Genomic DNA, 19,557 nt, shown 5'->3' with positions numbered 1-19,557 from the left:
CGCCAGCACGCAGGGCGTCAGCGCGGCTGGCGTTCCATTTCCTCGAACAGAACGCGCGCCCGGTCGCAGGCACGCGCATCGCCGTCGTCGCAATCGCGCAGGGCACGGCGGTATTTCCGGTCCAGCGCGCCGAGACGCTCCTCCTGCTTGCGCAGCGCGCGGCCGCGTTTCTCGTCGGCTTCGGACTGGCTCGTGGTGGCAAGGTCGATGGCCTTGCCCGCGACCCTGACGGGCGCGGTCGCCACGTCGAAAGCAGCCTTCGCAAGGCAGGCGGACAAAAGCGGTATCATCGCCGCCAGCACTGCCCATCTCGTCGCGCGTCGCCGGGAAACCATGGGCCATCCTTTGCAAAACAAGGCCGTTGTCGGCTCAGGCTGTCGCATGACCGATGGCGGAATGCTGAACGCGGTTCAATCGATCACGAACCGGCGCAAAGAACCGCCCCGGATCCCAGCGTATTGATGTCGCACACGGGATTTCCATCGACCTGAACCCGGCCCGACCCCACGATCGTCGCCGTGACGGTCCCCTCGGACCGAAACTGACCCGTGCCCGATCCGGTTATGCTGATGCTGGCCATTTCGGTCGTCAGCGTGCCCATGTCCGCCACGCCCGACCCCGCAATGTCGAGATTGAGCGCACGTGCGTGCCCCGTCCCGGCGAAGGTGCCGGAGCCGCCGATGCGCACGTCGAGCTTCGCGGTCTTCACCTGGCGCGCGGTCACCGTTCCCGATCCGGCAACCGTGACCCGGGCGCCCCCTTCGGCAAGGGCGGGAACGCGTACTTCGCCGCTTCCCGCCATCGAGACGCTGCTTGGCGCCGGCATGGTCACGGTGACGGTGGCCGGTGCATCGGTCGTGCCCTTGCGCACGATGACGAGCGTGCCATCGGCGATCGAGAAGCGCAGGGCATCGCTCGATTCCGGTTCACCATCGACCGAAATGGCGAGTTTGTCGCCCTCCCGTACAGTCACCGTGTCGGGTCCGTGCAGGGTCAGGCTATCGGGCGCGGGCACGTCGAGCTCAAGCTCGCTCAGCGGTATGCCCTGCCGCCCCGACACGGTTTTCGTATCGTCGCCGCACGCGGCGGTCGTCGCGATCAGGGCCATGATCAAAGGCGCGGTCGAAATACGCATGGCGATACTCCTCGTTCGGCGTCGGCGCGCCATGACATGGCGCGGTCTGTCATTTCGTGCTGCGACCCCTGCGTATCATTCCAGAGAATATGGAGCGCGATTCGACAAGAGGCGATTGCAAACCGACGGGCAACACGTCCCATCGCCCATGGCACCTGCGCGAAAAAAAGGCCGCCGGCATGACCGGCAGCCCTTTTTCCGATCGAGAAGCGCCGGGTCAGGCGGGCTGCTGCTCGTAATATTTGGGTGCGTGCTCGTTCAGCACCTCGAGAATCTTGGCGAGCGCGGTCGGCTCATCCGTGTTTTCCATCGCCGCGAGCTCGCGGGCGAGACGGCTCGACGCCGCTTCGAAAATCTGACGCTCGGAATAGCTTTGTTCCGGCTGATCGTCGGCGCGGAACAGGTCGCGCGTGACCTCGGCGATGGACACCAGATCGCCCGAATTGATCTTCGCTTCGTATTCCTGGGCGCGGCGCGACCACATGGTCCGCTTGACCTTGGGCTTGCTCTTCAGCACGTCCATCGCTTCGCGCAGCGTCTTGTCCGAGGACAGCTTGCGCATGCCGATGGATTCCACCTTGTTGGTGGGAACGCGCAACGTCATGCGTTCTTTTTCGAAGCGCAGCACGTAGAGTTCGAGCTGCATGCCGGCGATTTCCTGGCTTTGCAGTTCGATGACGCGGCCGACGCCGTGCTTGGGGTAAACGACATAGTCTCCGACGTCGAAGGCATTCGCCTTGGCAGTCATGCATTGTCCTTTCTATGGCGTTCGTATCCCACAAATGCCATAGGGCATCGAGAGGACCGAAAACCCGCCCGACCGGATGACACCGGCCCGATGGCAGGTCAGATCTGCGGGATATCGCCGTTACTGACGGGGCCGCACGATGGGTGTATCGCCCGGCACTGACGCCCCATTACCACAGTGCAAGCGCAAACGCCAGCATTTGCGTATTGCGCACGACGACGCGCGCCCTCCGCTGTGCGCAGGGGCGCCCGCCGCCGCAAAGCCCGCCGACCGGAGCGATCAGTCGCCTTCGCCGGCGTCCGCGCTGAAATATTTCTCGAACTTGTTTTCTTCGCCCTTGTGCGCGTCGGCGTCGTCGGGCGAATCCTTCTTCACCGTGATATTCGGCCATTCCGCCGAATATTGCGTGTTCAGCTCAAGCCATTTTTCCAGCCCGTTCTCGGTATCGGGAAGGATGGCTTTAGCCGGGCATTCCGGTTCGCAAACGCCGCAATCGATGCATTCGCTGGGATTGATGACGAGCATGTTCTCGCCCTCATAGAAGCAGTCGACGGGGCAAACCTCGACGCAATCCATATATTTGCACTTGATGCAGTCTTCGGTGACGACGTAGGTCATGCGTGTTCCCCTGGCCCCTTTGCTGGCCGCTTAATCGGTGTTTCAGGCCGGGTTATGGCGGCTTTGGGCCGGCGTCAAGCATCGGTGGCTTGTTGCGAGACACTCTCGATTTCATGATAGTGGCGCCGCGCTTCGTCCGCCGGGCCGCGCCGGGCGGGCAGGGCGTCGATCGCGATGACGCGCACCCCGCTCGCCATGGGGAGGACCAGCACGTCGCCGGTGCCCACCCCGCACGCGGCGCGCAGCACTCGCCGCCCGTTCAAACGCACATGACCCTTCGCGACCAGCGCCTGCGCCTGGCTGCGCGTCTTTGCCATGCGCAACATCCACAGCAGCCGGTCGATCCGCAGGGTTTCGCGCGGCGGATCGACAGGGGGCTTCATCGCGCCGCCGCCGTTACGGGAGCAATTGGGCAAGTTCGGCAAACGGATTGCCGGCGCGCGGCACCGTGCGGGTGCCGGGCTTGCTCGGCCCGGCCCGCGGGCGCCGCGCATCGGGACGCCGCCGCGGTTTCCAGTGCCAGCGGGGCGGGGCGGGCGGGCCGAACATCCGGTCGGGGAGGGCGGGCGGAACGTCGGCGACAAAGCCGGCCTGCCGCAACAGATGCGCATAGCTTTGCGTCGTGAGGCCCATGGAAAGCGCCTGCGTCGGGTCGAGGGTGAAGCGCGGGGTTCGCGGCGCCGCGCGATTCGATCGCTGGCGGCGGGGCGGCCCGGCCCAGCGGGCCCGGCGCTCATGGGCGGCGGCAAGAAGCCGCTCCGCCATGTCGACGCGGATATGCTGCGGCCCGGCGCGGCGGTATCCGACAGGCGGCGGACCGTCGGCATCGCGCGCGGGCGAGAACGGGTCGGCGACGGCGCGCTTCATCCCGCCGCAAAGCGCACTGAGCACGGTCCAGCGTTGCAAGGGCGCAGGCCGCAGCATCGCCGGCACGAAGAGGTCGAGCGCGCCGATCCTCACCCCGAGCTTTCGCATGCGGTGTTTCTGCGCCTCGTCGAGCGCGTCGAGCCCGGACAGATCCCGCGCGACCACGCCGCCCGCATCGACCATGGCGATGAGCAGCGCGCGCAGTTCCGGCCCGGCGTCCTTGTCCTCAGCCGCGTCGGCCAGGCGGCGCAGCGGTTTCAGATCGCGCGATATGGCACGGTGCAGCCATTCGGTCAGCGCCTCGCCAATCCGCGCGCGGGTCGGCGCCGGAAGCAGGCTGAGACCGGGATCGAGCCGGACCTTCGGACCGAACAGCCTGCGTCCGCCCTCGATTTTTGCGATGGCGGTGCCGCGCCATACGATCTCCGCATCCTGCCACACGGGCGCCGCGTCATCCGGTGCATCGGCGGCGCAATCCGAGATCAGCGCCTCGGCCCGGCGTTGCAGCAGGCCGGGCAGGTGCCGCTCCGCCGCGGCGAGCAGCAGGCGCCGCGTTTCGAGCCGCGCCTGCGGATCGACCTCGAACCGGAAACCGTCGAGCTTGCCGATCTCCTCGCCATCGACCTGCACCGCGTTTTCATCGTCGATCTTGACCGGCAAGAGCCCCGTATCCGCGCCGAGCTTGCGCAGCAGCACCGTGGTGCGGCGATTGACGAACCGTTCGGTCAGCCGTGCGTGCAGCGCATCGGACAGCCGGGTTTCGACCGCGCGCGCCCGCTCCGCCATCTCTTCGCGGTTCAGCACCCAGTCGGGACGCTGCGCGATATAGGCCCAGCTGCGAATGGCGGCGATGCGTCCCTGAAGCGTGTCGATATCGCCGCTCGTCTGGTCCAGTTCGGCGATCTTTCCGGCGACGAAATCATGCCCCAGCCGTCCCGTCCCCTTCGACAGATCCTGCCACAGGCGCGCCACGAACCGTGCATGATTATCCGCGCCCAGCGACCGGAAATCGGGAAGCGAGCACACGTCCCAGAACCGCTTCACCATCGCGCGCCCGCGCACCGTGTCGGCAATGGCCGGGTCGGAGGACAGGATCTTGAGCACGGAAAGGTCGATGGCTTCGGGCGCCGCGGCCAGCGCATCGTCATGCGGCGCGGCTTCCAGATCGCCGATCAACATGCCGAGATTGTCCATGCGGGGCCGTGCGTCGCGCCAGAACAACCGGTCGAGCGGGGCAAAGCGATGCTCCTCGATGGCGAAGATCTCGTCCTCGGTAAACTCCGCCCCTTCGCCCGCCAGCGTGCCGAAGGTGCCGTCCTTCTGATGCCGTCCGGCGCGCCCAGCGATCTGCGCCATTTCGGGAATGGTGAGCCGCCGCCTGCGCACCCCGTCGAACTTGGCAAGCCCGGCAAAGGCGACATGCGCGACATCGAGGTTCAGCCCCATGCCGATGGCGTCGGTCGCGACGAGGTAATCGACCTCGCCCGACTGGAACAGTTCGACCTGCGCATTGCGGGTCTGCGGGCTCAATGCGCCCATGACCACCGCCGCGCCGCCGCGAAACCGGCGCAGCATTTCGGCCACGACATAGACCTGCTCGGCCGAAAAGGCGACGATGGCGCTGCGCGGCGGAACACGGCTCAGCTTCACCGGTCCTGCATGCGACAATGTGGAAAAGCGCGGGCGGGTGACGATCTCCGCCTCGGGGATGAGCGTGTCGATCACGGGCGCCAGCGCGGACGAGCCGAGGATCATCGTCTCCTCCCGCCCGCGCATGTTGAGCAGGCGGTCGGTGAACACGTGCCCGCGCTCGCGATCCGCGCCGAGCTGCGCCTCGTCGATGGCCATGAAGGCGAGATCAGCATCGCGGTCCATCGCCTCCGCCGTGCACAGTTTCCAGCGCGCGCCGGGCGGTTCGATCCGCTCCTCCCCGGTGATGAGCGCGACCTTGTCGGCGCCCTTGATCGCGACGACCCGGTCGTACACCTCCCGCGCGAGCAGGCGCAGGGGAAAGCCGATGGCCCCGCTCGAATGCGCGCAGAGCCGTTCCACCGCGAGATGGGTCTTGCCCGTGTTGGTCGGTCCCAGGACCGCCTTGATGACCCCGTCATGCATGATCGTCCCAATGTGGCACCACCGCCGCCGCACCGCAAGTGGAGCCGGATAGGGCCCATGGAGCAGCATGCTTGCGGTTCACCGCATCTGTGCCTCGGCCTGCCGACGGCATCGTGCGATCAAGGCGATATTAACTTTTGAACGCCACGAATTTGCGTCAGTCGAAGGCGGATCGAAAAACAAGGGCGGGCGCATGGGTGCAAAAACCCGCGCGAAATCAGGATGGTCATGACGGGGGATATCAAGGGCGAGCGGAACGCGGGACGGCGCGGATTTGGCCGGCGCGGCGTGGGTGCTGCCGCCGCACTGGCGCGCCCACCGGCCCGGTTGGTGAGCGATCTTGCCAGCGGGATCGGCACGTTGCGCTGGTTCCGGTCGCTGGGCATCATGCTTGCGCTGATGGCCGCGGCGCTGGCGTTCTGGCCCGATTTTTCCACCGTGAGTGCCGCGCCGACCACGAACCTGACCCGGTCTGAACGCGATGAATATCGCAGCCAGATGATCATGCCGCTGGCCCTTGGCGCCGATAGCGGGCGGCGGATGGGGCCATCGCGGCTGGTCGTGCCGCTGGCCGCGGCGCCCGAACGTCCGGTGGTGGAATTGACCAGCACGCTGGGCGCCGGCGACAGCGTGATGGCGATGTTGCGCCGCGCCGGGGTCGGCGAAGGCGATGCGGAGCGCGCCGCCGCGCTCATCGGCGGGGCGATGCCGGAAAATGCGATTGCGGACGGCACGGCCTTCGATCTGCGGCTGGGACGGCGGCCTTCGCCCGACATGCCGCGCCCGCTCGAGCGGCTCGATTTCCGGGCGCGCTTCGATCTGGAGCTTGGCGTGGCGCGCGATGGCGGGCCGCTCGCGCTCATCCGCAAGCCGATCCGCGTGGACGATACGCCGCTGCGCATTCGCGGCAAGGTGGGCGCGGGGCTTTATCGCGCGGCGCGTGCCGCGGGTGCCCCGGCGCGCTCGGTGCAGCAATATCTCGCCGCGCTGGACGAGGCGGTCGATCTCGATCGCGTGGTCGGCGCCGACGACGAATTCGACATGATCGTCGCCTATCGCCGCGCCGCCACGGGCGAGGTCGAGGTTGGCGATCTCCTCTATGCCGGGCTGTCGGGCGGCGGCAAGGCAAAGGCGCAATTGCTGCGCTGGGGCCGGGAGGGGCGCTTTTTCGACGCCAATGGTACCGGCGAATTGCGCAGCGGGATGATCGCGCCGGTCAACGGGGCGATCTCGTCGCGTTTTGGCATGCGGCGTCATCCGATCCTCAAATACAAACGCATGCACAATGGCGTCGATTTTCGCGGGCGGACCGGTACGCCGATCTATGCCGTGACCGACGGGCGCGTCATCCGGGCCGGACGCAATGGCGGGCACGGCAATTACGTGCGCATCGATCACGGCGGCGGGCTGGCGAGCGGGTATAGCCACATGAGCCGGATCGCGGTGTCGAACGGCGCGTCGGTCCGGCGGGGGCAGGTCATCGGCTATGTCGGCTCCACCGGCCTGTCGACGGGGCCGCATCTTCATTACGAGCTGTATCGCGGGGGCCGCAATATCGACCCGCTCTCGGTCAAGTTCGTGACCCGTGCCCTGCTGTCCGGCGCCGAGCTGAAGCAGTTCCGCGCCCGCCTTGCCCAATTGCGCGAGGTCGAGCCGGGCGCCGCGCTGCGTCCGCTCGTCCCCGATGCGGCGCGGGAGGCGGAACCGGTGCGGGAGATCGACCGCCTGTCGAACGCGCCGGATTGAGGGCGACCGAATTCACGTATCGGACCAACTCGCCCCTTCCATCGCAGGCGCCCTTGGGGCATCACCCCGCGCCATGACCGACAGCGCAAAACCCGAAACTGGCACGATCCATCCCGAATTCCGTTCCGATCCGCGCGGGCGCAAACGGCTGCGCCGCACGCGCCGGCATGGGTGGAGCAGGGCGATGCAGCGCGAAACCCGGCTCAGCCCCGCCGATCTCATCTGGCCGCTCTTCGTATGCGACGGGCAGGGGGTGGAGGAGCCTGTTGCCGCACTCCCCGGCGTGTCGCGCGGTTCGGTCGACGTGATCGCGGCACGGGCGAAGGAAGCAGCGGCATTGGGCATTCCCTGCGTCGCGCTGTTCCCCAATACCCCGGCCCATCTGCGCGATGAGACGGGGCGCGAGGCGTTGAACCCCGACAATCTGATGTGCCGCGCCATCCGCGCGATCCGCGACGCGACCGGCACCGATCTCGGCATCCTGACCGATGTCGCGCTCGACCCCTATACCAGCCATGGGCAGGACGGCATCCTCGATGCGTCGGGCTATGTCACCAATGACGTGACGGTGGACCGCCTCGTGGCGCAGGCCCTGGTCCAGGCGGAAGCGGGCGCCGACATCGTCGCGCCGTCCGACATGATGGACGGGCGCGTGGGCGCGATCCGCGACGCGCTCGAACATGGCGGGCATCATAATGTGCAGATCATGGCCTATGCCGCGAAATTCGCCAGCGCGTTCTACGGCCCGTTCCGCGATGCGGTCGGGTCGGCCGGATTGTTGAAAGGCGACAAGAAAACGTATCAGATGGACCCCGCCAACGGCGATGAGGCCCTGCGCGAGGTCGCCGCCGATATCGAGGAAGGCGCCGATAGCGTGATGGTGAAGCCGGGCGCCTGCTATCTCGACATCGTGCGCCGCGTATACGAAAATTTCGACGTGCCGGTGTTCGCCTACCATACCAGCGGCGAATTCGCGATGATCGAGGCCGCGGCCAAGGTCGGCGCAGGCGACCGCGACGCCATGGTGATGGAGGTCATGACCGCGTTCAAGCGCGCGGGCGCAACGGGCGTCCTCACCTATCACGCGCCTCTCGTCGCAAAGCTGCTGAATGGTTGAGGACCACGCCGCCGACACAGGCGAAGCGTTTCACGTGGAAACATCGCGGCTGGTGCTGCGCGACTGGAGGGCGTCGGATTGGGCGCCGTTTTTCCGGCACACCAACACGCCCGCCGTCATGCGCTGGCTCGGCGGTGTGCTCGACGCGGAGAAGCAAACAGCGGTCAGGGACCGGCTGCTGTCCTATCGCGCGGATCATGGTTTCACCTTCTGGGCCGTGACGCGCAAGGGTGATGGCGGACATATGGCGGGCGAATTGCTCGGCTTCTGTGGGTTGAAGCGGTCCAATCTCGAACCCGGACCCATCGGCGAGATGGAGATCGGCTGGCGCCTGCGCGAGGATGCGTGGGGCCATGGCTATGCCGCGGAGGCCGCGCGAAAATCGCTGGCCCTCGCGTTCGAGCGTTTCGGGGCGCCGCATGTGATCGCGCTCACCGTGCTCGAAAACATGGCGAGCCGGCGCTTGATGGAACGGCTCGGCATGACACGCCGCGCGGCCCGCGATTTTCGCGCCGAGGGCGACGCCGCATGGGCGGAAAACATCATCGTCTACGACATCACCCGCGAGGATTGGGCCGCACAGTGACCGCCATCGTTTCCACGCCGCCGCGCCGCGCCCTGTTCGTGCTCGTCATCCTGACAGGGAGCTTCCTGCTTTTCCTGGTGCAGCCGCTCGTTGCGCGGTTTGCGCTGCCGCTGCTCGGCGGGGCGCCCAATGTCTGGAACAGCGCCATGCTGGTGTTTCAGGCGCTGCTGCTCGGCGGCTATGCCTATGCCCATGCGCTGTCGCGAATGCCGGTGCGGCGGCAGGCGGTGTGGCATCTGGGGCTGATGGCGCTGGCGGGGCTGACGCTGCCGATTGCGCTCGCCGACCTGCCGCCGCCCGCACCGGGGTGGGAGGTGCTCTGGGTGCCCGCACTATTCGCGGTCACGATCGGGCCGGTGTTCCTGCTGGTTTCGGCGCAGGCGTCGTTGATGCAACGCTGGTTCGCGGCGTCGAGCGCAGCGGGCGATCCCTATCCGCTCTATGCCGCGTCCAATCTCGGCAGTTTTGCAGGATTGCTGACCTGTCCGCTCTGGCTCGAACCGCGGTTTTCGCTGGGGGTGCAAAGCTGGATCTGGACGGCGGGATACGGGCTCCTGTTCGTGCTGGTCGCGCTGGCCGCCGCGTCGCGCTGGCGCGGCGGAGCGGATGCCCCGGTCGACGCGGTGGCGGAGGATGACGCGCCGTCTGCCGAACCGGTTTCGCCGCGCCGCATCGCGATGTGGGTCGCGCTGGCGGCGGTGCCGTCGGGGCTGATGCTGTCGACGACGACATTGCTGACGACCGACATCATGGCGATGCCGCTGCTCTGGGTCATTCCGCTCGGGCTTTATCTCCTGAGCTTTTCGGTCGCGTTTTCGCAAGGCGGCGACTGGGCCGCGATCCTGTCGCGCTATGCGCCGCTGATGCTGCTGCTCGTCGGGAGCCTCGCCATGGGATCGGGCGGGCAATCCAATCCGGCGGTGGCGCTGGCGATGGTGGCGCTTCTCTTCATCCTCGCCGTCGCGCTTCACAACCGGCTCTATCTGTTGCGGCCGGATCCGTCGCAACTGACGTTCTTTTACCTCGTCGTGGCGGCGGGCGGTGCGCTGGGCGGGGTGTTCACCGCGCTCGTCGCGCCGGTGCTGTTCGACTGGGTCTATGAACATGCGATCCTGCTGCTCTGCGCGGCATGGCTGCTCGGCGACCGGCAGATCCTCCCCATGGCGGAGGGGTTCTGGGACGGGTTGCCGCGCCGGCGCATCATGGTCGGCCTCGTCGTGGCCGCTGTGCTGGTGGCGTGGGGCATCGCCTCGCTCGACGCGCTGACGCAGGCGGATTTCCTGCTGATCCTGGTGTTCGTGATGGCGGCGCTGGGCGTGATCGCGCTGGGCGTGCGCTGGGCCTTTGCGGCGATCTTTGCCGCGCTGATGATCGGGAACGGCGGCTGGGCGACCATGGGCAAAAGCCTCGACGGTGCACGCACGCGCAGCTATTTCGGGATCTACGAGGTCACGCTGGCGAAGGATGGCGCGCTGCGGCAGCTGACCCATGGCACCACCTTGCATGGACAGCAATGGACCGACCCTGTCCGCGCGCATGAACCGACGAGCTATTACGGTCATTCCGCCGGTATCGGTCTCGCGCTCGACAATGCCGACGCCCTGCTGGGTCCGGGTGCGCAGGTCGGCGTGGTGGGGCTGGGGACCGGCACGCTCGCCTGCTATCGCGGGCCGGGGCAGGACTGGACCTTTTTCGAGATCGACCCCACCGTGCTCGCCTATTCGGAGGGCGGGACGTTTACCTTCCTGCGCGATTGTGCGCCGGACGCGGATGTCGTCATCGGCGATGCCCGGCTCAAGCTGGCGGAGCAGCCGCGCGGGCGGTTCGACCTGCTCGCCATCGATGCGTTTTCCTCCGATTCCATCCCGATGCATCTCATGACGAAGGAAGCCTTCGCCACCTATGGCGAGGCGCTCGCGGAGGATGGCGTGTTGATGGTCCATGTCTCCAACCGCTATATCGACCTGTCGCCGATGATCGCCGCATTGGCCCGCGCCGATGGCTGGCACGGGCGGGTGCGGCGCGACCTCACCGGTCTGGGCGAGGCGATCACCCCGTCGATCTGGATCGCGCTCGCCCGGAACGAAGCGGTGCTCAATGCGCTGGAACAGGAGAGCCAGACCGATTGGGAGGCCTTGCCGCCGCCCGCCCGACGCGCGTGGACCGACGACAATGCGTCGATCCTGCCGCTGATCCGCTGGTAGAACGAAGCCGCGAACGAAAGGACATTTCATGCCCAAACCGAGCCTTCCCCGCCGCACCCGCAACCGCCTGCGCGGGCGGTCCCGGCGTCGCCATAATCCGCGTCCGGGCGTGACGATCCTGCCGTTTGGCGGGAAGCGCCCGCGCATCCACGACAGCGCTTTCATCGCGCCGGGTTGCCGCATCATCGGCGATGTCGAGATCGGCCCCGACGTCAGCATCTGGTACAATTGCGTCATCCGCGCCGATGTGAACCATATCCGCATCGGCGCGCGCACCAATGTGCAGGATGGCTCCGTCATCCATTGCGACAGCCCCGATGCCGGGCATCCCGACGGCTATCCCACCATCATCGGCGAGGACGTGCTGATCGGCCATCTCGCCATGGTGCATGGTTGCGAGATCGAGGATCGCGGCTTTGTCGGGCTGGGCGCCGTCGTGCTGAGCGGCGCGAAGATCGAGCGTGAGGGCATGCTCGGCGCCAATGGCATGCTGACCGCGGGAAAGACCATCGGCGCCCGCGAACTGTGGACCGGAAGCCCGGCCAAACACATGCGCGAATTGTCCGACGGTGCGCTTGCCGAAATGGCGACGGGCACGGCGCATTACGTGGAAAATGCCCGCCGCCACAAGGCAGAGATCGAAAAGGCCATTGGCTAGACCCGCGCCCGAACTGCCCGATGCCGATGCCATCCGGGCGGCGATGACAGGCGACATGCTGGCCGTGCGCGTGACGCCGCGCGCCGATCGCGACGCGTTGCGGATCGCGGATGGCACGGTGTCCGCCCGCGTGCGCGCCGTGCCCGAGGATGGCCGCGCCAATGCGGCGGTTGCCGCGCTGATCGCGCGTGCCATGGGCGTGGCGAAGGGCCGCGTCATGCTGATCGACGGGCAGACGTCGCGGCTGAAACGCTTCCGGATCGCGCATGGCTGAAGCTTTGCGCATTCTGACCGTTTTGGGCACGCGTCCGGAAATCGTGAAGCTGGTGCCGGTGCTGTGCGCGTTGCGCGACGATGCCGGCGTGGACAGCCGCCTTTGCCACACGGGGCAGCATCGCGATCTTGGCTCTGGCTTGCTCGACGCGTTCGGCCTTTGCGCCGATGACACGTTGCATCGCTCGCCGGCGGGCGGGCTGTCGGGCCTGTTCGCGTCGCTGCTGACCGGCATTGGTGCGGTGATGGACCGGGGGCGGCCCGACTGCCTCATCGTGCAGGGGGACACGGCGAGCGCGGCGGCGGCGGCATTATGTGCCTTTCACCGCGGCATACCCGTCGCCCATGTGGAGGCGGGGCTGCGCAGCGGCGATCTGTCGCAACCCTGGCCGGAGGAAGGCTACCGGCGGACGATCACGCAGCTCGCGCGCTGGCACTTTGCGCCGACGCCGGCGGCGCGCGCCAATCTGCTCGCCGAAAACACGCCCGCCGCCCATGTGCACGTGACCGGCAACACGGTCATCGATGCACAGCGCATGGCACGCGAAATGCTGCGCCGCGATCCCGCGCGCGGCACGGCGGCGGACGCGGTGCTCGCACGCTTTGCCGGGCGTCCCTTTGCGCTGGCCACGGTGCATCGGCGCGAACATGACGCGGCGGCCCTGCGCGCGATCGCGGAGGCGCTGTGCACCCTCTCGCGGGACATTGCGGTCGTGCTGCCGGCCCATCCCTACCGCAGAGCCGCATCCTGACCGAACGGCTCTCGGATTGCGACGACGTGGCGGTGGTGCCGCCGTTCGACTATTTCGCGTTTCTGCGGTTGATGGACGCGTGCCGCATGGTGCTCACCGACAGCGGGGGGATACAGGAGGAGGCCGTCGCGCTGGGCCGGGGCGTCGTCGTGCTGCGCGATGTGACGGAGCGGGGCGAGATCCTGCACCACGGGCAGGCCACGCTGGTGGGACATGACGAGACCGCGATTCTCGCCGCGGCGCGGGCGATGCTGTCACGCGACAGGCCCGCGCCCGATCCGGTGTTTGGCGATGGCCGAGCCGCCGAAAGGATCGTGGCGGTGCTGACGAAAGAGGCGGGCTGAGCGCGCGAGACAGGATCAGTCGCGGACCATCTCGCGCAGGGTTTCGATCCGGTCGGCCTCGTGCGCGGGCTTGTCCGTGCGGATGCGATGGATGCGGGGAAAGCGCATGGCCAGGCCCGATTTGTGGCGCTTGCTGTCATGCACCGAATCGAATGCGATTTCGAGCACCAGCGACTTGTCCGTTTCGCGCACCGGGCCAAAGCGATTGATCGTGTGCCCGCGGACATGGCGGTCGAGCATTTTCAGCTCCTCGTCCGTAAACCCGAAATAGGCCTTCCCCACCGGGAGCAGTTCGCCATCCGCATCGGGATCGCCGGACCAGCATCCGAAGGTGAAATCGGAAAAGAAGCTGGACCGCTTGCCCGAGCCGCGCTGCGCATACATCAGCACGCAATCGATGAGCAGCGGATCGCGTTTCCACTTGTACCAAAGCCCGGTGCGCCGCCCCGCGACATAGGGCGATGTCCGGCGTTTCAGCATGACGCCCTCGATCGCGTCGTCGCGCGCCTTCTCGCGTATGGCGGTGAGGTTTGCAAAATCGTTTTCGGGGATGATCTGCGACAGGTCGAACCGTTCGGGATCGAGGCGGTCCATCATCGCCTCGAGCCGGGCGCGGCGGTCCTCCCACGCGCATTCCCGCAAATCTTCACCGTCGAGCAGCAGCACATCGTAAAGCCGCACGAAAGCAGGCGCCTCGCGCAGCATTTTCTTCGACACGGTCTTGCGGCCCAGCCTTTGCTGCAACGCGTTGAAACTGGCCGCGCCGCCTTCCTCGCCGCCCTGGTGCGTCCCGCGCACGAGCAATTCGCCGTCGAGCACGGCGGGGAAGGGGAGGGCGCCCGCGATCTCGGGAAAGGTCGCGGAAATATCGTCGCCCGAACGGGAATAGACCCGCGTCTCGCCATTCACATGCACGATCTGCACGCGGATGCCGTCCCATTTCCATTCCGCGACATATTCGGCCATGTCGACCTCCGCCTCTTCCAGCGGATGGGCCAGCATGAAGGGCCGGAACAGCGGCAGCAGATCCGTGCGCGGCGGCTCCGCGCCATCGGCGGCCCAGGCGAATAATTCGGTATAGGGCGGCTCCTGCCCGTGCCAGTATTCCTCCACCGCGTCGACGGACACGTCGAACGCCTGCGCAAAGGCGACCTTGGCCAGCCGCGCGGAAATGCCGATGCGCATGGCCCCCGTCGCCAGCTTGATCAACGCGTAGCGTTCGTTCGCGTCCAGCCGGTCGAGCAGCGGCGGCAGTTCCGTCATGACGGTGGCGCGCGTCATGCTGCGCAGCATGGCGACGGTATCGGCCACCGAAAGCGCGTCCGGCACCACATCCTGCGCATCCGGCGCGGGCCACAGCAGGCTCGCCGTTTTGGCCGTATCGCCAACGTAATCCCGGCTCAGCGCATAGAGCACCGGGTCCACCCGCTCGGTCAGCAGTTTTCGCACCGTGCTGCTCTTCACCGCCGGAAAGTCGAGCGCATCGGTCAAGGCGGCAAGCGCCCAGCCGCGATCGGGGTCCGGCGTATCGCGCAAATAATCCGCGATCAGCGACAGCTTCATGTTGCGGCCATTGGTATAGGTCAGCCGGTCCATGAGGATGGAAAACGCGCGCATCAGCGGATCGCCCCGCGCTCAGTCATCCTCGTCCTCGTATCCCACCATGGCGAGCGCCCGTGCGCGCCGCTGATGCAGCTGGCACCAGCGCAGCAACGCTTCCTCCCGCCCGTGGGTGATCCAGCTTTCGCGCGGGTTCACCTCCGTAATCGTCGCGGTCAGTTCGTTCCAGTCGGCATGGTCCGAAATGATAAGCGGCAATTCGACATTGCGCTGCCGCGCGCGTTGCCGCACCCGCATCCATCCCGATGCCATCGCGGTGATCGGATCGGGCAGGCGGCGGCTCCACCGGTCGTTCAGCGCGGCGGGCGGACACACGACGATCGCCCCGCGCATGGCGTCCTTCGTCGCGCCGGTGGCGGGCCGCAATTCGCCGAGATTCACGCCGTGCTCTTCGTAAAGCGCGCACATTTTTTCGAGCGCACCGTGCAGGTAGATCGGATCGTCATGGCCCGCCGCGCGCAATTCGGCGATCACGCGCTGCGCCTTGCCCAGCGCGTAGGCGCCCACCGCGACGCAGCGGTCCGGATTGGCGGCCAGCGCATCGCGCAATTTGGCGATCTCGCCGCCAATGGGCGGATGGGTGAAAACGGGCAGGCCGAATGTCGCCTCGGTAATGAAGATGTCGCAGGGCACCACCTCGAACAATTCGCAGGTCGGATCGGCGCGGCGCTTGTAATCGCCCGTCACCACCACCCGTTCGCCCCTATGTTCGAGCAGGATCTGCGCCGAGCCGAGCACGTGCCCCGCCGGAAAATAAGTCGCCGTCACGCCGCAACCCAGATCGACCGGTTCGCGCAAGGGGACCGGCACACCTTCGCTGCCGCCATCCGCCCCCACGCCGTAACGCAATTGCATGATCGCCAGCGTTTCCGGCGTTGCGAACACCCGCCCGTGCCCGCCGCGCGCATGATCGGCATGGCCATGGGTGACGAGAGCGGTCGCGACCTCGCGCGCGGGGTCGACCCAGGCATCGCAGGGCACGACGTGAATGCCCCACGGTTCGGCGCGGATCCACCCGAACGGGCGGGCCGGCTCGGCACTTGATACGGATGTGGGCAAGGCGGCGGGCATGGTCCGATGGAAATGGACCGGCCGGGCAATTCGTTCCGGCCACGCTGCGTTAAGATCGGTGCCGCGATGTCCGTCATCGCGCCATTGCACCGCCGGGCGAAGGTCCTATCTTGCGCCGCAGGGGTATGGGCGCAATAGCGGCGGCAGGGTCGGCAGAAGAAGGGATCGAAGGAATGCGCAGGCGAATCGAGGGCCGGACACGGAAAAGGGCCGCGCCCGCGTTGCTGCTGTCCCTGATGCTGGCGGGCGCGCTTTCCGCATGCGGCGAGAAGAACACCGGCCCGCAGACCGAGGTGGACGATACCACCGCCCCCGATGTTGCCAGCCCCGTTCCCGCCGCGACCGAAAATCCGGACGGCACGCGCCGCATGTTCTCTTTCGACGGGCTGGACGCGGACGGCAATGGCTTCGTGTCGTCCGCCGAATATGCGCAAGGATGGTCCCGCACGTTCGAGGCGATGGACAGCGATGGCGACGGAACGCTCACGGTCGAGGAACTGGACGCCGCGCGCACCGCGATCGGGCGGCTGAGCACATTGTCCTCGGAACGGCTGATCGAACTCGCCGATCAGGATAACACCGGCACGCTCACGCTTGCCGAATATGTCGGCGCGGCCAACACGAATTTTCAACGCCGCGATCTCGACGGTGACGGCCATATCAGCCGCGAGGAATGGGAACGCTCCGGCTCCGGAGAGGCGGACACGCTCCTTCCGCAGGATTGAACGCGGGCTAAGGGGCTGCGCCGACTTGCCAGCATCGCACGCAGGTCGCATAGTTGCCTCATGCGTGAAATCGTCTTCGATACGGAAACCACCGGCCTTGACCCGCATAGCGGCGATCGCATGGTCGAGATCGGCTGTGTGGAAATGGTCAATCGCGTGGCGACGGGCCGCGTGTTCCATGCCTATTTCAATCCCGACCGCGACATGCCGGCGGAGGCGGAGGCCGTGCACGGCCTGTCGATCGGGTTTCTTTCGCAAAAGGAACGCTTCCACGAACGAGCCGAGGAATTCCTCGCCTTTATCGAGGATGCGCCGCTGGTCGCGCATAATGCCCGCTTCGATTTCGGCTTTCTCAATGCGGAGCTGAACCTGTGCGAACGCGCGCCCATCTGCGACAGCCGGATGGTCGACACCATCGCCCTTGCAAAAAAGAAGCACCCCGGCGCGAAGCTTTCGCTCGACGCGCTGTGTACCCGTTACGGCATCGACCGCAGCCACCGGACGAAGCACGGCGCCCTGCTCGACGCCGAATTGCTGGCGCAGCTTTACGTGGAACTGACCGGCGGGCGGCAGATCGGGCTGGAGCTGGCCGCGCTCGACCAGGCGGCGCAGACATACGAAAGCGCGCCGATGCCGGTGCGGGTGGACCGCGTTTTCCGCACGCCCCGCCCCCATGCGGCCAGTGCGGCGGAACTATCCCGCCACGCGGCCTTTGTTGCGACATTGAACGATCCGCTCTGGGAAACGGCCTGAGGCCTGCCCCGGCGCATTCGTTCATTACCGAATCGCCGCGTCATGCGGCGGCGCCCCGGTCCCGGCGCAAAGGGATTTTAAAGATAAAGGAGTTATCGATGGATATTCGCGTTTCCGGTCATCAGGTCGAAACGGGCGCCGCCTTGCAGGATCACGCCAGCCAGCGTTTAAGCGATATTGTCGATAAGTATTTCAAGCGAGCGATCTCCTCCAACGTCACCATCGGCAAGGGGCCGCACGACAGCTTTACCGCCGATATCGTGACCCATGTGACGCAGGGTCTCATCCTCAAGGGGCACGCCGATGCGCAGGACGCGCATCAGGCCGTGGACAAGGCCGCCGACAAGATCGAGAAGCAGCTGCGCCGGTACAAGCGCCGGTTGAACGACCATCATCAGCACGCCGGCGAGGCGCAGAAGCGCGAAGAAGCCGCCTATACCGTGTTCGAGGAAGAGCAGGAGGAGGAAGTCACCTCCGATGCGCCCGCCATTGTCGCCGAAACGCGGGTCGACATTCCCGAAACTTCGGTCGCAACCGCGGTGATGATGCTCGATCTTCAGGATACGCCGGCGCTGTTCTTCAAAAATTCTGGCACCGGACGGCATAATATGGTCTATCGCCGCGCAGATGGTTCGATCGGGTGGGTTTCCCCGTCCTGAACGCCGCGTGCCGCCTTCTTGGGGCATGACCGGAGCCTGATAAGGCTTCGGTTGCCGGGCGGGCTATAGTCTGGCGGGCGGCGGCCGTTCTCAACAGGACGGCGCCGGCCCGCGTCGCCTGATCATCACGGGCCCTTTCGCCCGGCCATCGAGTGAAACGCTGTTCGACAAGAAAAGATGATCCCGACCTATACCATCGCCCCCGCCGCCATCGGCCGCAGCACCGCCCAGACCAAGGCGCAGCTGCTCTCCGACCTGGCCGATCGCTTTGCCCATGCCTATCGGCTGGACAGCGCGGAGGTGCTGGCCGGGCTGAAAGAACGCGAAAAGCTTGGCAGCACGGGTTTCGGCCGCGGCGTTGCCATGCCCCATGCGCGGATCGCGGGCATCTCGGAACCGGTGTGCGCGCTGGTGCGGGTGGCGGCGCCGGTCGATTTCGATGCCGCCGATACGCTGCCGGTGGATCTGGCCTTCGGGTTGCTGTCGCCGATGCGGGCGGGGGCGGAACATCTTCACGCGCTGGCGGCGATTTCGCGGCTGATGCGCGACGACCGGGTGCGCGAACGGCTGATCGATGCGCCGAACGACGAGGCGGCCTATGCGCTCCTGTCGGATGGCAGCGCGCAGGATGCGGCCTGACATGGCGGAGCACGGCGCCGACGGACATTCTGGTGCCGGCGCGGCGGCGCATTGGCGCGCACTGGAATCGCTGTACCGGTCCGCGCCGATCAATTCGACCTTTCCGTCGCGGCTCACGATCGGGGGCGAGGGCGTGGCCAGGATCGTGTTCGATGTGGACGAGCGGCATTTCCACGCCGCGGGCGCCGCGCATGGCACGCTCTATTTCAAGATGCTGGACGACGCGGCCTTCTACGCCGCGAATACCATGGTGTCGGACCGTTTCCTGCTGACCACCGCGTTCAACCTGCATTTCAGCCGTCCGGTTCATGCCGGGCGGATCGTCGCGGAGGGCCAGTGGATCAGCGGGCGCCGCCGTGTTCTCGTCGCGGAATCGCGGCTCGTCGATGAAGACGGGGTGGAAGTCGGGCGCGGAACCGGCACCTTCATGCGGTCGCAGATCGCGCTGTCCGGACTGCCCGGCTATCGGCTCGCGGATGGCCGTAATCCTGATTCGCGCGAATCGATTCGCTCCGATTAGGGCGATGGAAGGCCGTCTCCCCGCCCATCTGGAAATTTCCGGCCTCCTGCGCTCCGTGAATGGTGAAGGCGGCTTTGCAACGATCCTGCAAAGGGGGGAGCGCGATGCGGGCACGATTATGGTCGTGATGCGCGGCCCGGGTGAAACTTCGCGTCTCTATGAACGGATGCCCCAATTGGACGGAAATCGGGCATGGACCCTGACGAAGTCGGAAGATGTTGAAAATAAACAGGAATTTCATGATTACCTGAATCGGAGGTCCGCGCAGGACCGCGATTTATGGTTAATAGAGCTGGATATCGCACGGGCTGAACGCTTCATCGGCCTATCGCCCCGCGAAGCTTGACACATTTGCGCCATATTCCCAAAGAGCGACCCGGACGAAACGCGTAGGCAGTCGTGCAGGC

At 66.6% G+C, this 19,557-nt stretch carries 22 protein-coding genes; 14 read left to right on the top strand and 8 right to left on the bottom strand.

The features are described 5' to 3' along the window. Positions 1-17 precede the first annotated feature (17 nt). The 6 genes from JD971_RS07305 to JD971_RS07280 form a co-directional block, all read right to left on the bottom strand. Positions 18-245 (bottom strand): hypothetical protein, encoded by a 228-nt coding sequence (locus JD971_RS07305; protein WP_371809724.1) that lies wholly within the window; start codon positions 243-245, stop codon positions 18-20. Positions 246-418: 173 nt separating this feature from the next. After that, positions 419-1,135 (bottom strand): head GIN domain-containing protein, encoded by a 717-nt coding sequence (locus tag JD971_RS07300; RefSeq protein ID WP_202086968.1) that lies wholly within the window; start codon positions 1,133-1,135, stop codon positions 419-421. Positions 1,136-1,352: 217 nt separating this feature from the next. Continuing rightward, positions 1,353-1,883, bottom strand: coding sequence for a CarD family transcriptional regulator (locus JD971_RS07295; protein WP_202086966.1), 531 nt, complete (start codon positions 1,881-1,883; stop codon positions 1,353-1,355). A gap of 279 nt (positions 1,884-2,162) precedes the next feature. After that, positions 2,163-2,501, bottom strand: a complete 339-nt coding sequence (fdxA, locus tag JD971_RS07290) for a ferredoxin FdxA (protein WP_202086964.1) — start codon at positions 2,499-2,501, stop codon at positions 2,163-2,165. 74 nt (positions 2,502-2,575) lie between these two features. Further along, positions 2,576-2,884 (bottom strand): RNA-binding S4 domain-containing protein, encoded by a 309-nt coding sequence (locus JD971_RS07285; protein ID WP_236672335.1) that lies wholly within the window; start codon positions 2,882-2,884, stop codon positions 2,576-2,578. Positions 2,885-2,897: 13 nt separating this feature from the next. Then, positions 2,898-5,483 carry a helicase-related protein gene (locus JD971_RS07280; protein ID WP_202086962.1) on the bottom strand — a complete coding sequence of 862 codons (2,586 nt, stop codon included), beginning with the start codon at positions 5,481-5,483 and terminating at the stop codon, positions 2,898-2,900. 228 nt (positions 5,484-5,711) lie between these two features. Here JD971_RS07280 and JD971_RS07275 point away from each other — a divergent pair, with 228 nt between their 5' ends. The 8 genes from JD971_RS07275 to JD971_RS16835 all read left to right on the top strand — a co-directional run bounded on the left by JD971_RS07275 (position 5,712) and on the right by JD971_RS16835 (position 13,163). Beyond that, positions 5,712-7,229, top strand: coding sequence for a M23 family metallopeptidase (locus JD971_RS07275; RefSeq protein WP_236672334.1), 1,518 nt, complete (start codon positions 5,712-5,714; stop codon positions 7,227-7,229). A 73-nt stretch (positions 7,230-7,302) separates the two neighbouring features. Continuing rightward, positions 7,303-8,346 carry a porphobilinogen synthase gene (gene hemB, locus JD971_RS07270; protein WP_202086959.1) on the top strand — a complete coding sequence of 348 codons (1,044 nt, stop codon included), beginning with the start codon at positions 7,303-7,305 and terminating at the stop codon, positions 8,344-8,346. Continuing rightward, a complete protein-coding gene (locus JD971_RS07265; RefSeq protein WP_202086958.1) occupies positions 8,339-8,932 on the top strand; it encodes a GNAT family N-acetyltransferase in 594 nt (197 codons plus the stop codon). Before hemB ends, JD971_RS07265 begins: the two co-directional genes overlap by 8 nt. Further along, positions 8,929-11,136 (top strand): fused MFS/spermidine synthase, encoded by a 2,208-nt coding sequence (locus tag JD971_RS07260; RefSeq protein ID WP_236672333.1) that lies wholly within the window; start codon positions 8,929-8,931, stop codon positions 11,134-11,136. Before JD971_RS07265 ends, JD971_RS07260 begins: the two co-directional genes overlap by 4 nt. 28 nt (positions 11,137-11,164) lie before the next feature. Then, a complete protein-coding gene (locus JD971_RS07255; RefSeq protein WP_202086956.1) occupies positions 11,165-11,794 on the top strand; it encodes a gamma carbonic anhydrase family protein in 630 nt (209 codons plus the stop codon). Beyond that, complete coding sequence (locus JD971_RS07250) at positions 11,787-12,068, top strand: DUF167 family protein (RefSeq protein ID WP_202086955.1); 282 nt, start codon at positions 11,787-11,789, stop codon at positions 12,066-12,068. The genes JD971_RS07255 and JD971_RS07250 overlap by 8 nt, the downstream gene beginning before the upstream one ends. Beyond that, positions 12,061-12,819, top strand: a complete 759-nt coding sequence (locus tag JD971_RS07245) for a UDP-N-acetylglucosamine 2-epimerase (RefSeq protein WP_202086954.1) — start codon at positions 12,061-12,063, stop codon at positions 12,817-12,819. The genes JD971_RS07250 and JD971_RS07245 overlap by 8 nt, the downstream gene beginning before the upstream one ends. 35 nt (positions 12,820-12,854) lie before the next feature. Further along, a complete protein-coding gene (locus JD971_RS16835) occupies positions 12,855-13,163 on the top strand; it encodes a UDP-N-acetylglucosamine 2-epimerase (RefSeq protein WP_256435299.1) in 309 nt (102 codons plus the stop codon). Between the two features lie 15 nt (positions 13,164-13,178). Here the strand turns inward: JD971_RS16835 and JD971_RS07235 are convergent, their stop codons facing one another. Beyond that, entirely contained in the window at positions 13,179-14,780 is a 1,602-nt protein-coding gene (locus tag JD971_RS07235; RefSeq protein WP_202086950.1) for a cisplatin damage response ATP-dependent DNA ligase, read from the bottom strand. Positions 14,781-14,798: 18 nt separating this feature from the next. Then, on the bottom strand, positions 14,799-15,854 hold the full coding sequence (locus tag JD971_RS07230; RefSeq protein ID WP_202086949.1) for a ligase-associated DNA damage response exonuclease: 1,056 nt from the start codon (positions 15,852-15,854) through the stop codon (positions 14,799-14,801). Between the two features lie 221 nt (positions 15,855-16,075). Here JD971_RS07230 and JD971_RS07225 point away from each other — a divergent pair, with 221 nt between their 5' ends. From JD971_RS07225 to JD971_RS07200, 6 genes are all read left to right on the top strand, one after another. Continuing rightward, the gene (locus JD971_RS07225) at positions 16,076-16,579 is read left to right on the top strand and encodes an EF-hand domain-containing protein (protein ID WP_202086948.1); all 504 of its coding nucleotides are present in this window, start codon (positions 16,076-16,078) and stop codon (positions 16,577-16,579) included. Between the two features lie 60 nt (positions 16,580-16,639). Continuing rightward, entirely contained in the window at positions 16,640-17,332 is a 693-nt protein-coding gene (gene dnaQ / locus JD971_RS07220; protein ID WP_202086947.1) for a DNA polymerase III subunit epsilon, read from the top strand. A gap of 143 nt (positions 17,333-17,475) precedes the next feature. Then, positions 17,476-17,991 carry a ribosome hibernation-promoting factor, HPF/YfiA family gene (hpf, locus tag JD971_RS07215; RefSeq protein WP_371809744.1) on the top strand — a complete coding sequence of 172 codons (516 nt, stop codon included), beginning with the start codon at positions 17,476-17,478 and terminating at the stop codon, positions 17,989-17,991. Between the two features lie 177 nt (positions 17,992-18,168). Then, positions 18,169-18,630 (top strand): PTS sugar transporter subunit IIA, encoded by a 462-nt coding sequence (locus JD971_RS07210; RefSeq protein ID WP_202086945.1) that lies wholly within the window; start codon positions 18,169-18,171, stop codon positions 18,628-18,630. Position 18,631: 1 nt separating this feature from the next. Next, the gene (locus JD971_RS07205) at positions 18,632-19,150 is read left to right on the top strand and encodes a PaaI family thioesterase (protein WP_236672331.1); all 519 of its coding nucleotides are present in this window, start codon (positions 18,632-18,634) and stop codon (positions 19,148-19,150) included. Further along, the gene (locus JD971_RS07200) at positions 19,107-19,496 is read left to right on the top strand and encodes a DUF1491 family protein (RefSeq protein WP_371809723.1); all 390 of its coding nucleotides are present in this window, start codon (positions 19,107-19,109) and stop codon (positions 19,494-19,496) included. Before JD971_RS07205 ends, JD971_RS07200 begins: the two co-directional genes overlap by 44 nt. The last annotated feature ends 61 nt before the right edge of the window (positions 19,497-19,557 follow it).

The organism is Croceicoccus sp. YJ47 (genome assembly GCF_016745095.1).
Taxonomy (GTDB): Bacteria; Pseudomonadota; Alphaproteobacteria; order Sphingomonadales; family Sphingomonadaceae; genus Croceicoccus.
Note: the sequence above shows the minus strand (reverse complement) of the source record. Positions and strands in the feature narration are given on the sequence as shown.

Excerpts from the sequence above, each read along its gene's own strand:
- JD971_RS07300 (WP_202086968.1), bottom strand. The coding sequence starts at position 1,135 with ATGCGTATTTCGACCGCGCCTTTGATCATGGCCCTGATCGCGACGACC.
- JD971_RS07295 (WP_202086966.1), bottom strand. The coding sequence starts at position 1,883 with ATGACTGCCAAGGCGAATGCCTTCGACGTCGGAGACTATGTCGTTTAC.
- fdxA (WP_202086964.1), bottom strand. The coding sequence starts at position 2,501 with ATGACCTACGTCGTCACCGAAGACTGCATCAAGTGCAAATATATGGAT.
- JD971_RS07285 (WP_236672335.1), bottom strand. The coding sequence starts at position 2,884 with ATGAAGCCCCCTGTCGATCCGCCGCGCGAAACCCTGCGGATCGACCGG.
- JD971_RS07280 (WP_202086962.1), bottom strand. The coding sequence starts at position 5,483 with ATGCATGACGGGGTCATCAAGGCGGTCCTGGGACCGACCAACACGGGC.
- JD971_RS07275 (WP_236672334.1), top strand. The coding sequence starts at position 5,712 with ATGACGGGGGATATCAAGGGCGAGCGGAACGCGGGACGGCGCGGATTT.
- hemB (WP_202086959.1), top strand. The coding sequence starts at position 7,303 with ATGACCGACAGCGCAAAACCCGAAACTGGCACGATCCATCCCGAATTC.
- JD971_RS07265 (WP_202086958.1), top strand. The coding sequence starts at position 8,339 with ATGGTTGAGGACCACGCCGCCGACACAGGCGAAGCGTTTCACGTGGAA.
- JD971_RS07255 (WP_202086956.1), top strand. The coding sequence starts at position 11,165 with ATGCCCAAACCGAGCCTTCCCCGCCGCACCCGCAACCGCCTGCGCGGG.
- JD971_RS07245 (WP_202086954.1), top strand. The coding sequence starts at position 12,061 with ATGGCTGAAGCTTTGCGCATTCTGACCGTTTTGGGCACGCGTCCGGAA.
- JD971_RS07235 (WP_202086950.1), bottom strand. The coding sequence starts at position 14,780 with ATGCGCGCGTTTTCCATCCTCATGGACCGGCTGACCTATACCAATGGC.
- JD971_RS07230 (WP_202086949.1), bottom strand. The coding sequence starts at position 15,854 with ATGCCCGCCGCCTTGCCCACATCCGTATCAAGTGCCGAGCCGGCCCGC.
- dnaQ (WP_202086947.1), top strand. The coding sequence starts at position 16,640 with ATGCGTGAAATCGTCTTCGATACGGAAACCACCGGCCTTGACCCGCAT.
- JD971_RS07210 (WP_202086945.1), top strand. The coding sequence starts at position 18,169 with ATGATCCCGACCTATACCATCGCCCCCGCCGCCATCGGCCGCAGCACC.
- JD971_RS07205 (WP_236672331.1), top strand. The coding sequence starts at position 18,632 with ATGGCGGAGCACGGCGCCGACGGACATTCTGGTGCCGGCGCGGCGGCG.
- JD971_RS07200 (WP_371809723.1), top strand. The coding sequence starts at position 19,107 with ATGGCCGTAATCCTGATTCGCGCGAATCGATTCGCTCCGATTAGGGCG.